This window comes from Spirosoma harenae (genome assembly GCF_054776975.1).
On sequence record NZ_BAAHBD010000008.1, the window covers coordinates 681398 to 697985 of the forward strand.

Annotated in this window: 14 protein-coding genes and 1 tRNA gene; 7 read left to right on the plus strand and 8 right to left on the minus strand. The window is 43.4% G+C overall.

The features are described 5' to 3' along the window. Window positions 1-27: 27 nt before the first annotated feature. Window positions 28-537: a DinB family protein gene (locus ACYVE4_RS11155; protein ID WP_461040377.1), complete on the minus strand. Its 510-nt coding sequence runs from the start codon at window positions 535-537 to the stop codon at window positions 28-30. 202 nt (window positions 538-739) lie between these two features. Here ACYVE4_RS11155 and ACYVE4_RS11160 point away from each other — a divergent pair, with 202 nt between their 5' ends. Then, the gene (locus ACYVE4_RS11160; RefSeq protein ID WP_461039880.1) at window positions 740-1765 is read left to right on the plus strand and encodes a S66 peptidase family protein; all 1026 of its coding nucleotides are present in this window, start codon (window positions 740-742) and stop codon (window positions 1763-1765) included. 22 nt (window positions 1766-1787) lie between these two features. Continuing rightward, entirely contained in the window at window positions 1788-2033 is a 246-nt protein-coding gene (locus tag ACYVE4_RS11165; RefSeq protein ID WP_461039882.1) for a DUF3820 family protein, read from the plus strand. Between the two features lie 113 nt (window positions 2034-2146). Here ACYVE4_RS11165 and ACYVE4_RS11170 read toward each other — a convergent pair whose 3' ends face one another. Together ACYVE4_RS11170 and ACYVE4_RS11175 are read right to left on the minus strand one after the other, a co-directional pair. Beyond that, window positions 2147-4858, minus strand: a complete 2712-nt coding sequence (locus tag ACYVE4_RS11170; protein WP_461039884.1) for a M14 family metallopeptidase — start codon at window positions 4856-4858, stop codon at window positions 2147-2149. A 33-nt stretch (window positions 4859-4891) separates the two neighbouring features. Continuing rightward, window positions 4892-6355, minus strand: a complete 1464-nt coding sequence (locus ACYVE4_RS11175; protein WP_461039886.1) for a serine hydrolase domain-containing protein — start codon at window positions 6353-6355, stop codon at window positions 4892-4894. Between the two features lie 222 nt (window positions 6356-6577). Between ACYVE4_RS11175 and ACYVE4_RS11180 the strand changes: the two genes are divergently transcribed. Next, a complete protein-coding gene (locus ACYVE4_RS11180) occupies window positions 6578-9382 on the plus strand; it encodes an ABC transporter permease (RefSeq protein WP_461039887.1) in 2805 nt (934 codons plus the stop codon). A gap of 485 nt (window positions 9383-9867) precedes the next feature. On the opposite strand, the gene ACYVE4_RS11185 is transcribed toward ACYVE4_RS11180, so the two are convergent. Beyond that, entirely contained in the window at window positions 9868-10227 is a 360-nt protein-coding gene (locus ACYVE4_RS11185; protein ID WP_461039889.1) for a hypothetical protein, read from the minus strand. A 720-nt stretch (window positions 10228-10947) separates the two neighbouring features. On the opposite strand from ACYVE4_RS11185, the gene ACYVE4_RS11190 reads away from it, so the two are divergent. From ACYVE4_RS11190 to ACYVE4_RS11200, 3 genes are all read left to right on the plus strand, one after another. Continuing rightward, entirely contained in the window at window positions 10948-11301 is a 354-nt protein-coding gene (locus ACYVE4_RS11190) for a hypothetical protein (RefSeq protein WP_461039890.1), read from the plus strand. 1290 nt (window positions 11302-12591) lie between these two features. Beyond that, on the plus strand, window positions 12592-12864 hold the full coding sequence (locus ACYVE4_RS11195) for a transposase (RefSeq protein WP_461039891.1): 273 nt from the start codon (window positions 12592-12594) through the stop codon (window positions 12862-12864). A 261-nt stretch (window positions 12865-13125) separates the two neighbouring features. Beyond that, window positions 13126-13401, plus strand: a complete 276-nt coding sequence (locus tag ACYVE4_RS11200) for a hypothetical protein (RefSeq protein ID WP_461039893.1) — start codon at window positions 13126-13128, stop codon at window positions 13399-13401. 539 nt (window positions 13402-13940) lie between these two features. Here ACYVE4_RS11200 and ACYVE4_RS11205 read toward each other — a convergent pair. The 4 genes from ACYVE4_RS11205 to ACYVE4_RS11220 all read right to left on the minus strand — a co-directional run bounded on the left by ACYVE4_RS11205 (window position 13941) and on the right by ACYVE4_RS11220 (window position 15937). Continuing rightward, window positions 13941-14528, minus strand: coding sequence for a hypothetical protein (locus tag ACYVE4_RS11205; protein ID WP_461039895.1), 588 nt, complete (start codon window positions 14526-14528; stop codon window positions 13941-13943). Between the two features lie 12 nt (window positions 14529-14540). Further along, window positions 14541-15344, minus strand: a complete 804-nt coding sequence (locus ACYVE4_RS11210; protein WP_461039897.1) for a hypothetical protein — start codon at window positions 15342-15344, stop codon at window positions 14541-14543. 51 nt (window positions 15345-15395) lie between these two features. After that, a complete protein-coding gene (locus tag ACYVE4_RS11215) occupies window positions 15396-15782 on the minus strand; it encodes a hypothetical protein (protein ID WP_461039898.1) in 387 nt (128 codons plus the stop codon). Window positions 15783-15863: 81 nt separating this feature from the next. Further along, window positions 15864-15937 (minus strand) — tRNA-Arg (locus ACYVE4_RS11220). 233 nt (window positions 15938-16170) lie between these two features. Here ACYVE4_RS11220 and yiaA point away from each other — a divergent pair. Next, entirely contained in the window at window positions 16171-16569 is a 399-nt protein-coding gene (gene yiaA, locus ACYVE4_RS11225) for an inner membrane protein YiaA (protein WP_461039899.1), read from the plus strand. Window positions 16570-16588: the final 19 nt, after the last annotated feature.

Below are 16588 nucleotides of genomic sequence, written 5' to 3' on the forward strand. Positions count from 1 at the left end.
GCCCGTCACTGACGAGCTTTTCCATGTTTAAAATAATTTTTCGTTCGGTGGTTTGATGCCTTTCATCCGAATGTAGATCGTGCATTGACCGCGATGGTGCGTCTGATGTTCAAACGCTTTCGCCAGAACCACTTCACGAGTCATTTCGCGCTGGCCCATTTTTACCATTTCGCCCAACTGTGCATCATTCATTCCCTTTACAGCATCAATCATAAAATCGTAGCTATCCATAACGGCCTTGGTAAGAGCCGCTTTATTTTTCAGTTCGGCCATTTCTTCCAGTTTTTTGCCCTGCATCGGGTTGGCTTTTCCGCTGGCTAATGCGCCAAAGTTGTAATTAGCCGCGGTCAGGTGAAGCATTTGCTCCGCGAAACTCCGAATTTCTGGCGTTGGCTTGAAGTTTACCCCATCTTCCGGCATGGCATCCAGATATTCTTTGGTGTACTCTTTGGCACGCTGCCAGTCGGCTGTCAACTGAGCTACTGTAATGAGTGGGGCTGCGGCCTGAACGGCGACGGACGGCCAAAGCAAACTCATCAACGATAAAAGGAATCGTAAACGACGTAAGTTGGTAAGCATAAATTTGTTGGTTGGAATGGTATTGAAGTGATTTGGAACGATTGATTGTCAGATCTAAAAGGTTTTTAACAGATAAAGCTACTTGAATGCCGGTCTGACTCATTTGTCCGAAAGTCCGTTTTCATATATCTTTCTGAACCTGACAAAATCATTTATCCTGATGCCCTCACGTCGATCGTTTTTACAGACTAGCAGCCTTATTCCGTTTCTTCCGCTGGCTCCAAATCAACCTCCTCTCTCAATCATAAAACCAGCACGATTGAAGCAGGGGGATACCATCGGGCTATTTTGTCCGGCGGCTCCGGCCTACAGCCAGGAAACTGTGAAGATAGCGCAGGAATCGCTTCAGGCGCTGGGTTTTCAGACGAAACTAGGCCCGCATATTTACGACCGATATGGTTATCTGGCTGGGCGCGATGCAGATCGAGTTTCGGATTTACACGCTTTTTTTGATGATAAGACAGTCAAGGCGGTAATGGCGATACATGGCGGCTGGGGATGCGCCCGATTGCTGCCGCTGCTGGATTACGACCTGATTCAACGTAATCCGAAAATCCTGATCGGCTATAGCGATATCACGGCTTTGTTGTTAGCGATCTATGCCAAAACAGGGCTCGTGACGATGCACGGTCCGGTCGCTTCGGCAACGTTCAATGCCTTTACAGTCGATTGGTTCAAACGGACGCTGATGGATGGCGAAACGATGACCATGCGCAACCCAACCGACAAAGGCGATAATCTGACACAAATCGAAAACCGAATTACCACACTCAAACCCGGGCTGGCACGAGGTCGGTTAGTGGGTGGCAATCTCACCGTTTTGAGCCATCTGATTGGCTCGCCCTATCTCCCAGACTGGCGCAATACGATTCTTTTTCTGGAAGATACGCACGAGGATATTTACCGCGTTGACCGCATGTTGACGCATCTCAAACTAGCGGGTATTCTGCCCCAAATAGCCGGTTTTGTGTTCGGCAAATGCACCGACTGCGGACCGGGAAGTGGCTACGGGTCGCTGACGATGGAAGATGTTATGAACGAGCACATCATTCCGTTGGGTAAACCCGCTTTTTCTGGCGCGATGATCGGTCATATTCGTGATAAATTTACCGTCCCGCTCGGCGTCGATGCCGAAATCGACTCGACAGCAGGCACGATTCGCTTACTGGAATCGGCGGTTGACTAATATACATTTAACCAACAAGAATATGGCGGAAGATCAACCGCATGGCAATCCTGAATTATTAAAAGAACTGCTTCATTATCAAATGCCTTTCGGCAAATACAAAGGACAATTAATCCGAGCCTTGCCAGTTTCTTATTTAGAATGGTTTGCGCAGAAAGGATTTCCTGCAGGCAAATTGGGTATGCTTCTACAAACCATGTACGAAATACGGCTGAACGGACTAGAGTATTTGCTGGACGAGTTGACGAGAATTCAGCGCAGACGATAAAGAACCACACAAAATTTATCATTCCGACGCCAGAAGGAATCTCAAGCTTGATCAATAGGTGACATTAAGATTCCTCCTGGCGTCGGAATGACAAAAAAGACATTTTCGCAATACTACTCACTTCCCCCTTTCGCTTTGGCCGGTAGTGCGGGCGATTTCCAGAAACTGACGGAACCATAATCTCCTTGAGCAACGGCACCGCCATAAAGCACTGAATTCAATAAAACCCGATACGTTCCAAGCGGTTGACCGCGCCATTGTGGGCGAAAACCAATCAATACGACATGTCCTCTCCCCTGCTGAACATCCAGCGAAGCTGCGTACCCTTGCAAGGCTTTCTCACCGAGTAAATACCCTGATCGTAAGGGTGAACCCGTAGGCGCAAATTTGGCTAACGCTTGTCCTTTAAAACCATCTGTAGTAGCAAAGACAGGGCTACCATCGACAAATACAGCGGCTTTCGTTGGCATACCCGCCATAACTGGATGGGTTGGATCGGTTTCTACTTCCAGTAATGAGCCGCCTGTGAAATAATCTTTTCGGGGAAGTCCGGCGACTATATTCCTGACGGGCAAATGCAAGGCATCGATTGCATAATCACAACTGGCATTCAGACAGACCAGCGTTCCACCCCGATTTACAAAATTTGTTAAGCTGGCACTTCCCAGATCGCCAAGGCCGCCTTCGTAAGCCGGCGGTACGACTCCTTTTGCAAAACCATTTTTTATTGTTTGTGGACGATCGGAAGCCATTAAAATCACATCAAACCGATCCCGTAAATCGTTCGCCAGCATGTCTGTATTGGTGATGGTAACGAAGGGAATTTCGAACTGCTCCAAAATCCACTGCGTCCAACCAGCATCCATACTGGCCGTCCATGGTTTATAAAGTGCAATTTTGGGATTTATAGGAATTCCAGACGTTGCAGTTGCCCATTCACCATTGATTCCCAACTCTTTAACCCACGATTCCAGCGTAGGTCGGCTGACACCTTCAATAGTATATCGCTGCGTTTCTTTGCTGTATTTAACCGAGCCGCCCGTCTTTACCGACCGCGAAATCAATTTGAACATATTATTCTGCGCAGGGCTTACTAACGCAACCGAACCGGAACCCGTCAAATGCCCTTCAGGAGCTTTTATTCCTGCCGAAACCGGATTGGTATCAAAGCCGATTCCGGGCACAAAATCGGCTGGTGCTGCATCGGTTTTATCATCTTTCTGCCAGTCTTTAGCCGTTCCGCTTACCATCTGAATAGCTCCTTTTACCTCTGCTGTCAGGGGTTTCATGGCGGGCAATACATTCAGCTCAAATTGCAGCGGCAATGTCCAGCCAGCCGCGTCATACGGTTGTTCGGGCGGACCGCCGGGGAATTCGCGCAAATCTGGATACACCTGCACATCGAGCAACTGTTTTGTCAGCTCACCATACTCCTGATTCATCGGAATTACCCAGGTTCCCTTAGGATGATTGAGCCCATCGAACTGGATCTCTTTCGTGAGTTGACCGATACGAATTCCGTGAAAAGCCAATCGACGCAATAACTCGACTGGCCGCACCGGATCACGCTGTTTTTGCGGGATAAAATAGGCGTAAGGCGGTTCCTGTTCGTATTTCCGGATCGTATTTCGCCCCGCCTGATAGCGATTGTACAAGAGCACGTCGCTGTATTTGGCCGCATAATCGAGCGTTGCCAGCGAAGCGGTTTGCATGTAAGCCATAGCATCACTGATCCGCCACCAACCTCCCGTCCACGGACTTGAGTACAGCGATTCAATTCGCAGCTCACTTTTATCTTTCGGGAAATCGCGGAGGGTGTAAAAATGGGGCGTTGCGTAATTATACAGCGCTGTTTCAGTCCAGAAGGCAGGGATGTTTTGCAAAACGGGCATGTAGTCGATATAACCCGGATACCAGGCGTCGAAACCCGTTCCCATATGCGTAGCGCCCTTTTGCCCGTTGCTTTCGAGTGCCTGTGCCATCGCCATACCGATCATATTCACCTCACGAACAATAATCGGCGGGGTTTGTGGTGCAATGGGTTCGGCAAACGGAGGCAACCAAATCCGGGTAGGAAACGGTGACGTCTGGTGATGTACAAAAATAATGTTGGGTTCCCACTCACGCCAGGTACGGGTCACTACCCGCGATTCGATCATGTTGAGCATATACGCATCGCGATTGTTGTCGTGCCCAACATATTTTTGGTATAAAAATGGCGTCGGGGCTATTTCGTAGGGCGTTCCTACGTTCGATTTATACCAATCGCCCACCATTGTTTGCCCATCTGGATTGAGGGAAGGCCAAAGCAGCAGAATGACATTATCCAGGATCAACTTGATTTTTGGATCATTTGCCTTGCTGAGCATCTCATAAGCCAGTGAAATGGTATGTTGCGCTCCCGCTACTTCCGTTGCATGCAAACCTCCGTCGATATGCACCAGCGGTTTTCCTTCCAGCGACAGCTTTTTGGCTTCCTTATCGGTCAGTCCAGCGGGGTGAGCTAGTCGTTGGGCAATGGCTTTGTATTTGTCGATGTTCGCCAGATTCTGGGGCGACGAAATCAGAGCAAAATACCAGGGCCTTCCTTCTGACGTTTCGCCAACGTACACCAGTTTCAAGCGATCGCTGACTTCGTCGAGCTTCTTAAAATAGCTTAACGATTGTTCGTAGGTAGCCAGGTGGAAATCAGCGCCTACCGGAAAACCGAGCGTTTCTTCGGGCTTGGGAATTGGCTTTTGCTGCGCAATAACGGATAAGCTGATTAGCCAGATATAAACAAGTAAAAACGCTCGTTGCTGAGCGTACGAGGGGTAAATTGTCATGAATAGTTCAGATTGTAAGAGGGAGAAATCTATTTACTTTCCAGCAACCGGTGGTTTTCCGGCATCAAAATCGTCGGACAGTCGCTTAAGCCACAAATTCCGAACACGTCCATTCGATACTCGTAAGCCGATTATCGCTTGTGCGTCATTGCGTACGGCTTCGACTGATGACATAAACCACCAATCGGTCGAGAATTTATCCAGACTTACTGACTTCATAGCTACCTCCCCATGATGCACATGTACGAGCGCCAGCGTATTGCCTTTCGGGCGAATGGAATAAATAGTTTCTAATTCAGGACTGTAATAGCGACCTATATATTCAGTCATTACGGTCTTGGCTGGCCTTGTTTCAGTTACTGGTGATTTTGGCGGTGGTGGAATGTCCTTCGGTTTCTGGAGATGAGAAGCCAGATAAATATCGGCCAGTTCGAGTGCTTTGGCACTCGGATTCGAGTCGGCCTGATTACTCAAAATAATAAACCCATAATCCTGGTCTGGGAAGTACCCAATGTATGACCGAAAACCGGCATCGGCACCCGCATGACCGTAGTAGGGTAATCCTTTATGCTTGCCGTGCGCCAGCGCAAAAGCATACAAAATTGTATCGCCGTTGGTAAGTCTACCCCTTTCCAGCATTTGGGTCATTGTAGCCGTATTCCCGATCGTATGTGTTTTGAAATTAGCGATCCATTTGGCCAGATCGGTTACCGTCGTAAATAAACTGGTAGCTCCGGCATTAGAGAAACTCAGGATACTTTTCTTTAAAACTTTGGTATCCTCGTCTTTATAGAATGAATAAGCCCGTCCTTTGACAATTCGCTCATTATCATCGTAGAATAGCGTATTTTTCATCGCTAATGGACCAAATACCCGTTCCTGCATCCAATCCCGAAACGGTTTCTTGCCAACACGCGCCACAATTTCGGCCAGGAGCGTATAGCCTGTATTGCAGTACAAATACTCCGCACCCGGTGCAAAATTCAGTTCTTTCTGCCGACGAACCAGGTTAAAAATGTGTTCTTTGGTAATCTCGTCGCTCATGCCCCAACCCGCCATTGTCAGTAAAGCCCATTGATCGCGCAAGCCACTAGTATGGTGAATCAGGTGACGAATCGTAATTTTCTGTCCAAAATCCGGCACTTCGGGCAAATACTTACGGATATCGTCGTCAATCGACAGTTTACCTTCCTGTGCCAACAGTACAATGCCATAAGCCGTAAACTCTTTGGATACAGACGCTACATGGAAAATGGTTTCAGGCGTAATTGGAGCGCCCGTTTCGACATCAGCCTCACCAAATCCTTTGGCATAAATCAGTTTTCCGCCGTGCAAAACGCCCACCGCGACACCCGGATGTCCAGCGCCCTGCCATTCAGCAAATAACTTATCGGCTTTCTTTTCGAGGTCAGCGGTATCCTGGGCAAACGCGACATAACTCCCTAATAGACTATATAGGACTAGGAAAAAGCGATTGATTTTAGTCAGGAAATTCATGGCAGTTCAGTTTATCCGATAAGCTTTAAAGTAAGCTCGCTATTTGGGAGCAAGTATAGGAACAACCGTCGTAATTTCCCTGCTGAACAATTCAGAACTATTGAGTTATACAGAGTAATGCCAATAAAATATGGCTTCTGAGATTAATTTCAGTAGAAACAGAGACTTAAGCACGTATAAATGGTCAAAGGGATAACTATTCTTCTCTAGCTTGTGAACGCGATGAATCCACTTTTCACGACTGCCCGATTCGAGTTGTTATATCAACTACGACAGCCTACCTTTTATCTATACGCAATTCTACTGATTGGACAGGGAATCTGGTATTCTTCTCAATTAACAGCGCTTTATCCTTATGATAATGCGGCTGTTACAGCGTATCTCGTTCTGTCTTCGCTGGGTGTTATGCTGGCTGTGATTGCCACGTTATTGGCCGGTCAATCGCTAACCAAAGATTTAGACTATCGAACGATGCATCTGTTATTTGTCTTACCGATTACGCCCCGGATGCATTTCGCTGGTCGTTTTTTGGGAACTTATGCTACTGTCATGTTACTAGCGGTTTGTTATTCAATCGGAATCTGGGTTTACGATTCGTTTTATGGTATCAATTCCGTGGACGTGTGGATTGCATTACTAGATGGTTTTATCCGGTTAGTTGCACAAAATATTTTTATTGCCGTCAGTCTGACTTTTTCCTTAACCGTTTTACTCCGAAGCATCCGGGGTGCCTATATCGTTCTTTTTCTGGTTGTTCTTTATTTTCTACTAACTGAGATCAATCAGGAGTTTGCGGTAAAAGCAGATATATGGCAATTGCTCGATCCGTTCGGTGTAGATATGGCGCGCGAATCGGCTGAAACGATGGCTTTGGTCGACGAACCATCGGACATACTTGCTTTCTCAGATATGTTCTTCATCAACCGGATTTTATGGCTCGGACTAGCTTCTGGATTACTGGCTTATGCCGAAAACCGATTTACGTTCAGCTACTTTACGGAAGTAAAATCTACCAAAACGCATCCTGCGAAACCAGACAGCAGGAAAACCCAACAGCTATCTAATTCTATTCACGTCCGATTATATTTTGGTGGATGGAATACATGGCGAACCATGATCCAATTGACCAAACAAGAATTCGTCAATCTGGTACGTCAGCCTACCTTTCTGATTACCATAGGATTGCTAATTCTGCTGTCAGTATTACTAATCACAGTATTGAATCTGAATCCAAATTTTCCTGAATTACCCACTACGTCGCGCATGACCGCGTTGCGATTGCCAATGGGTTTCTTCATCGGTCTGTTTCTGCTCGTGATGACCACTGAGCTAATTTTTCTTGAGCGCACAGTTGGTTTCTGGGCTATTCATCATGCACTACCTCAGCCTAGTTTTGTCTTTCTATTGGCAAAGCTTTTAGCACTGATTGGCGTTGCCGCTTTGCTCACATTGGTTCTTTTTCTGACGGGTATAGGCGTACAGATTAGCAGTGGATTTTATCAGATCGATTGGCAACTGTATACATCCGACTTATTTACGGACGGATTTCTGCGCTATTGTCAGCTCATCGCGCTTGGCGCTTTGGTAGCGGCATTGGTTAACAATCGAATCGTGAGCCATGTAGTCAATTTGATCGCTTTCGCTTTACTGACTTTTACCTATCAACTAACTGACGATCAGGTTATTTATTTGTATAGTTTCCTACCAGATTCTGCTCATTATTCCGATTTAACCGGCTACGGTCCAAGCAATAGCTTACGTTCACTTGTTCGCCTTGTGTGGTGGAGTGTTGCTGGTATTTTCGTGGTATCCTATCTGTTAATCTGGAATCGGGGGGTACTAAGTCCGTTGATTGATCGTATTCGCCAATGGCGTGCGCAGTTTAGCAGACCTTATCAACTAGCCTTCCTTGCGTTGTGCATGCTGCTGAGCCTATCTGTATGGCAAACAATACAATGGCAGAAAGGCGTATCGTTTTCACCACCGATTCAGTATTCTAGTCAAACTTCGACTATTCCGTCAATTTCAGGAAAGGATATCACCATTCAGGTTCACTATTACCATCCGTATCAAGTGCGGCAAATGTTACGCATCGCGGCACAGGCTCTACACAAAGGCGAAACCCTTTTCGGTGCTTATCCATATGCAGGCTTACACATTACGGAAACGCCATCAGGGATTCTTGACCTAGGCTCGAAACCCGGTCAAATCCTACTCCCAGAAACGCAGGGTTGGATTGCTGACTATCGAAAACCATCCCAGCTGGATTACATCGATTATTTAGTTTCGCGGGAAGTATTCAAACAATGGCTCGTCCATAAATTGAATCCCAAACAACAGCCCGGCGACGGATTTATTAAGCAAAGTCTGGCAGAGTATCTGGCTTTGCAAAATACAGGACAGCAATATGGTTCCGAACGTCTGAAACAGCGATTAGCTCAACGAGCCAAATGGTATGCTAAAAGTCGGCTTTTCAGGCATAAGCAAGTAGTGTCTGTCCTTCAGTCGAGTGGCGATGATGCTTTGGAGCGAGGTCGGGCCCTACTGGCACTAACCAGTATTGAGCAAATCTGGGGAGACAAACCGCTTAGCTTAACCATTAGCCAGTTTTATAAGCAAGCCACTGAACAACCGACTTCCGCAACGGCTAGTGCCTTTGCCACAACCCTCGGCCATCAATTGCCCGAATCGCTTAAATACTTACAAACGTATCTTAGCCATCAGTATGAATTTGATTTCAAAATAGGACACGTAGCTAATTTGTCAAATGGACTTACAATCGAAGTGCTGACGACAAAATGGGAAACCTTGCCAAACGGACAAAAGCAGAAAATACCCATCAATGACTATGTACCCCTTGTCGTATTAGACAAGAATGGGCATCAACTGCACCGCGAATTGATCCACCCAAACCCTGACGAACGATTTATTTCGCTACCCGCCTTTCCAACTGCGCACCAAGTCATAGTCGATCCATTAGGTGCCTGGCCTGAACCAAACAAGCAGGATAACTGCAAATTACTTTAACTAATTATCCTACTGCTTTTCGCCCCATACTTTATATGGAACTTCCCTCGATTGCCAAAGGTGTAAAATGGGATGGCCGTGAACGATACTGATTTCGCTTTTTATTGATAACCTGTAATCCCATTGACGCCATTCAGCAAATTGGGCGTTTAGATCAGTGTTAAGGGCGTTTTAGCAAGCCTTTTAAATCATTCGACACTTTCTAAACTATAGAGGAACGGTCCGGAAGCAAGCGTCACTTCATCCTTTGATCGTCTGAATCGAATCACTGGGTTGAATTCGGGGTTGCACAGGCAGATTTAGTTCTATACAAAGTCTTTTTCCAGGTTCGATGAAAAGCACGTAACCATTTTGCGACTGCACAGCCACAGCTTTTCGGTTCACTTTCAAGGATACGGGCAGTCACAGGCGAACTGTACAGTCCGAAGGGTGTTTCTTTGCTCTGTGCACAGCCGTGAATACGCTCTTTTACGGTATACGGCCGTTTAATTAGGCTTAAAACGAAGTCGGACCGTATGAACCTGCGGAGCAAATTCGGTTAAATCGTTTTGATAATCCTGCAGTTTAACATTGGTCAACTGAGCCAGCAATTCATCATGAAGTTGCTTATTTTCGGTAAAAACCTCTACTCGACACAGTTTATTGTCTGAATTAACCTGAAACTGAACCACCACAATACCTGCCTTCTGAATTGGCTTTAGCGCATCTGGGTACGAAATATACTTCGCCAACTGTTGCTCTAAGGTTGCCTTAGCCCCTTTTGGTTTGTATGTAGTAATCGGCGCAGCATATATCTGCGTTGCCAGGAAGCCTACCAGCATGAGAAGGATAAAATTCGTTTTCATGACTTCAAACGGATTAAATGATGGAACAGAATACCTTTAATTCTAATTAGTAGAGCGCTTTAGCCAGATAATATTAAGCAAATATTATGTCAATATTAATTTTTTGTTATCATTTATAGTTAATCCTCTACCGTTTCATCTGGTAATCTTCCTCATAAAACCCTCAACTTTTCTTTAGTAGCCCCTATCGATATAGTTCGATAGGGGCTTTTTCATGTCTATGGTAGCAGCGTAGGGGATTGATTCATCAGTCCAAGTCTGTTCGGAATATCTGAATAGATAGTGTCATTATATTATCTATAAACTACAAAAAAAGTCTCCAAAAAAGAAAAATAAAAAATCAGAAAAATAAAAACTTCCAGCTAACAATAATACATTTCATATGAATTATAAATATTTATTTAACGCTTAAATTTATGGCAAATTCAGTTAAATATTTCATTATCTATAACAATAGTTATTAAACAAAAATAAATATAGTATAAATTAAATATTAAATAAAAACTATAGAAATTATTTGATATTTATAGCCAGGAAAATGACTGTATTTATATTTAAAAATCGCTATAATAATTCATTTATATTTTCCATTAAATACATAAAATAATTAAAATAAAAATTCAATTATAATTAAATTTTTATTCAGAAAAATAGCCATATATTTAATCAACTTTTCAGGATTTAATGATCGAAATTATTCAAATAAATACTCACTGATTTATGAATACAGTTGCGAATATAAAAGCCAGTTCAACGGCCAAACTATTAGCCATGCAAGAGCTGATCAACCAAGAATTAATACGCAGACAGCAGCGTATTGCGGCAATTGATGAACGACTGAAAATTCAGGACTTGCCCCTCAGAGCCGCAACCAGAACTACATTTCTTCTGGATATAAAGCGACATATTCCCATAACCATTTCTTTTAATCAGGCTATAAGCGTCCAAAACTTACTCTATCAATTACCAGTTGCTTTTTGGGGTAATTTTAGCAAAAATTACCCCAAATATTATTCAGAAATTAAAGATGCTTTTTTAAAGAACAAAATTGATTTGAAGAATTTCATTGAATAGCTAGTATCAAACAAAAAGAGCTTCTGTTTAATAGAAGCTCTTTTTGTTTGATACTAGCTATTCATCAATCATTTTTTAGTTATAAATTAAAATATTTGATTATTTTAATTAAACATAATCAATCAATAAAAACTTATTTATTTTCCTATAATTTCTTTAACCCTTAACCATATATCTTAAAATAATATTTATCTATCATATACCTGCAAAGAAGCCAAAATTTCACTAATTAACATGATTAATTGCAATGCCTTAACTAACCAGATAGGAGCTATAATACACTCAGTGGCCACGAACAGTACGAATAGAAGTGAAAATGTTCTGGATAGGAAATTTTGTGGTATGGCATGAGTATTGCAACAGCTATACCAATATCAATTTTATGGGTTAGTCAAGAAATGCCAGCCTCACTGAGGTTGGCGTTTTTGTTGTAATGCTAACCGTCTACTCAATAAGTTACCGTTCATCGCATTTTCCCACTATACTGCTCTTCCTGTAGGGTGTTTACGCATCCTATTGGCACATATATGGATTACGTGTAATCGCTGATTCCGCTGGGATCAGCGATTCTTGTTACTTATGCTCTCTGATTAGAGTCTAAACAGCATAATATAATCCATATATGTGCTTTTAAAAGCCAAAGCCCCTACCATTACTGGTCAGGGGCTTTGGCTTTTAATTGGCATGACTACTTGTGATACTCATCCAACTACTAATATACTTAACGTTTTTATGCTTAATAATAACATTCCACACAGTGGCACCGGAAACATTTCTCAGGTGAAAGCCGAATTACTAAGGAGCCAATATGAATGGCAGGTTAGCCTGTAGTGCCCAACTAGTGAAAATCCTGGATTCTCGTCCTCAATTTTCTTCCAAACATGCATTGCTACATACAGGCTGTAAGCAGGTTATTGAAACGATGCCAGTACCTGGCCCTGTACCCATGCCTCCCCTCCTACCGATTTTGTATAAATTAAACACAATGTGATCGAGAATGGATTGATTGGGCTTTTGATAATTTATAATTAATAGAATATGTTCTGCTATGCTTAGTATAAAAGGAAGCTATTTAGACGATTCCATAATAGAACTTACAACGATTAAACTTGACGCCCCTATCGATTGTAATAATCTGGAGCGTCGAGAATTAGTGAATTTATCGGCTAAGCAATTTCAACCATAAGGCTCTAATCAGACTGAGCTTGAGCCATTATGGCTTGAACCCCTGAAAGTGAGCCAGTAAAATGTAGAGTAAAAAAATCAATTTCGCTGATAAACAAAGGGGAAATGAAACAGGCACGATTTACCAAATCGCAGATCGTGGCGATTCTTAAGCAACCGGATAACGGACAGACCATCGCTCAGATCACCCACGAACATGGGATTTGTGAGGCCACATTTTACAACTGGCGGGCCAAATATGGTGGAATGCAAGTCGCTGAGGTAAAACGACTCAAGCAATTAGAAGAGGAGAACCGTCGACTCATGAAGATGTACGCCGAGTTGAGTTTACAAAACGAAATCATCAAGGAGGCACTGGCAAAAAACAGGGCCGCTTGAGAAGTGGTGAGCCCTACCGAGCGTCGACAGGTCGTTAGATGGATGATTGATCAGAAACAGAATAGTCAACGTAAAGCCTGTGGCGGGGTTGGTCTAAGTCGAAATGCGCTAGCTGAACCCGTTGCCATCAACGAGAAAAATCAGATCCTGTGTAACCAAATTGAACAGTTGGCTCGGCGCCATAAACACTGGGGAGTACTAAAAATTTATGGTAGATTACGAAAGTAAGGTCAGCAAGTTAACCATGAGCGTGTCAGGCGTTTGTATCGGATTTTAGGACTGGGCCTACGCCGAAAAACCAGGAAGCGCCTGCCGGATGTTATCCGTCGGCCATTGTCCAAAGCAACAGCCTGTAATGAGTGTTGGTCATTGGATTTTACGTCGGATAATTTAACGGGTGGTCGCAAGTTTCGGATGTTAGATGTAGTTGATGATTACAACCGGGAAGCGTTAGGAATTGAAGGCGATTATTCGCTGCCAGCCCAGCGGGTGACCCCGATTGTTAGACCAACTGGTCGATCGCTATGGCAAACCTGAGCGGTTACGCAGTAATAATGGGTCAGAGTTTATTAGTCAGGCCTTGCAGTTTATGACGCCAGTTGATTATCGACAGGCGGCTTAAATTCCAGTCAAAACTGGCGACCGAACGAGGCAAGGACAGGTCCGAAATCAGGCTCAGGTAAATACATTACAAATACCCCAGCATTTAGCCCCAATTTTGGGTGGTAAGGTGGTAAACTCCTATATAGGGGCTTTACCATTACCAGCCGAAAAATGAGAGCACTATCTGGTCATGTGTATAATGGTGAATAAGTACAGATTGGCTTCAGCAGGCTAATTTTCGAAGCCAATCTGTATAGATGTTGTGTCTGTTTCGCAATCGCTGAGCCATACAAGCCTAAAGACAGCCCAGAATTATCCAGGCAGTTTTCATAGTATCTCATTATTTAGTTATTCCACACACATTTGGTTAATTGAAAAAAGTAATGAGTCTAACTACACAGCGATCTGTTTTCTGAGTTTACAAAAAAGGTTGATTACAGAGAGTGGCTTAAGGGTATGGATCGATTTTTCGATTAGCGTCTCAGGGTCCAAATGAACTGTTTTTGAGTGACGAGGTCTTTGGATACTAGAAAGTGCGCACTGAACTCTTCCGGATCATCATTAATGATTCGGACTATCTCTGTAGTTGTATAAAAAAACTCTCGGTTGCCATACGTTTTGCTTTTGATTCTTGCTTCCAACACGGGGGCTTCTTTTGCGAACTTTTTAAGCGAATCATCTAATTGTTGGGCCAGGTCCTGGAATTGTTTTGACAGGGTGGAATAATACTTTTTTAAACTATCCTTGGTCGCTGCCTGAGACTTACTCTGATTGGTATTGGCTATAATTATGCTCCCTTCACTTCGACGCGTATAATCATACTGGCCCCATTTGTAATCCAGAAGCGTAAGCGAATCAAGCTCGGCTTCGCCAATGAGTCTATACACTGAGGTTTTCACCTTGTAGCGCGCTGGTTTGGTGATAATTTTTAACGGACTAGGTATCTCGTGTTTTTGTACGTAGTTCAGGATAGCCGAGTCGATCTGCATGGTCAGGTTCTGCGCGATCAGTTGACAACTAGATAAAAGGCTGATCACTACGGCAGTAAAAATGTGTTTCATAGTGTAGATCATTTAATTGTCTACTCGTTTAATAGCTCTATCCTTGTCCTCCCGATCATTCGTTGGTCTTGACCAGCTATTAGTAGTATAGGTATCCGTCTGGTTTACGATAGGAACTATTTCTTTTAACTTTTGAATCAAATTATCCGGAGCAGCTTTGCAGTCTAACGTGTTTTCCGCTGAATTAAGAATATAGCCATCCTGGGTCAATACAACATCGTTAATATCCTGTTGTGCATTGTGGACTGCCCATAATTTCTCCCTCAATTCATTGGAAATTCCAGAATGCCAAAACCCATTATTATCTCGTAGTATGATATAACTACCGTCGAGTCCAAAAATTACCTTTTTTATTTCTTCGCCAGCCTTGTTAAATTTCAGTAATTGTTGATACATTTCATCGGGAATTCCTTTACTGGTAAAAGCGTTTCTGCCCGATACAACCACATACCCACCTGTCGGGGTTATGGCGACATGCTTTATATTTTCTTTCTTCTCCCAGTACTCTTTTAGGGTTTCCCGTAAGGATTCTGAAAGACCACTACTATAATAGCCGTTATAACCATATAGTAAAATCCAACTTCCATCTTTATTAAGGAGAACCTGCGTTATTTCTTCCCCTTTACTATTAATTTCCTTTATTCGCTCGCCTAGACCCACTGGAACTCCTCGGTATGAATAGGCATTTCTATTATAAATAATGGCGTAACTATTGTCTGCTCCAATAGTGATACTAATCAGCTTAATCTGGGCTATACCCGGCGTGGCAAAGACACTCACTAAACTAATAAAAAGGAGGGTAAACAAGTATTTCATGGTGTGGCCTATTAGTTATTTATACTACTTTTTTAATTCACTAATCTCTTCCTACAGCTTCTGAACCCGTTTGTGTTGCTTACTAGTGTACAGGGTCAACTCTTCGATTTTCGCCATCACCACCGCATTGTATTTAGCCCAATCGATTCCCTTTTTGGTCATTTCCTCGGCTGAGGGTACGTTTGACAAATGGCCCGTTTTTTTGATGTAAGTTTCGACCTCGGGCAATGATTGTAAACTGTATCCGGGCTCAAAGACTTTATCGCTCCACTCAGCAGGACTATCAACGCCCAGCCGATACCTTGCTCTTATGACTTCACCCGACTGATTGACGGTATTATAATCCTTAAGTATTAGTGAGTCCAGCTCGGCCTCACTAGTTAGCCGGTGGACTTCCGTTTTCATATTATAGCGAACCGGCTCAGTCAGGATTTCCATATAGTCAATCATCTTTTGAGCTGTGTTAGTAAAAATAAAATCAGTCAGTTAACAAAAAAGCTAACTGACTGATTATTAATGTGATCCCGAAGCGACTCGAACGCTTGACCGTCTGCTTAGAAGGCAGATGCTCTATCCAACTGAGCTACAGGACCTTTTTTTGATAGGCTAAGGGGCAAAATTACGCTCATTTCTATTCTTTTGCAAAAATCAAGAAAATACAGTTGTCTGGCGATAGGAATACATCTATGAGGCTGCTTGATCAGGTAACGTTGTAAACCATATATATACAGCGTCAGTTGTTGACTCATTTCTACCTACTGTTAATTTATGGTAGTTTTCGCACCATTACTCCTGCCATTTTTGGTTTATAAACTACCAATCAAAAATGAATCAAAAACCCTCAATGGCATTCGTCGGCGCATCCTGGATGGCGCTGGGTGCTGGTATATTCGGCTTCTTAATTGGCCTTTGGCGATCCGACATGGTACTAAATGAAAAAGGCTACTATTTTACCGTCTTGATGTATGGGCTTTTTTCAGTCGTTTCTGTCCAAAAAAGTGTTCGGGATCGTTTGGAAGGTGTTCCGGTTACGGATATTTATTATGGACTTAGCTGGTTTTCTACGATACTCGCTATTGTTTTATTAACAGTAGGTCTATGGAACGCCACACTATTGCCCAGCGAGAAAGGTTTTTACGCATTTGCCTTTTTACTGGCCCTATTTGGTGCTATTGCCGTACAGAAGAATACACGAGATAGCCAAACTGTTGAGACAAACCGGTAAATACAGTAAAATGACGGAT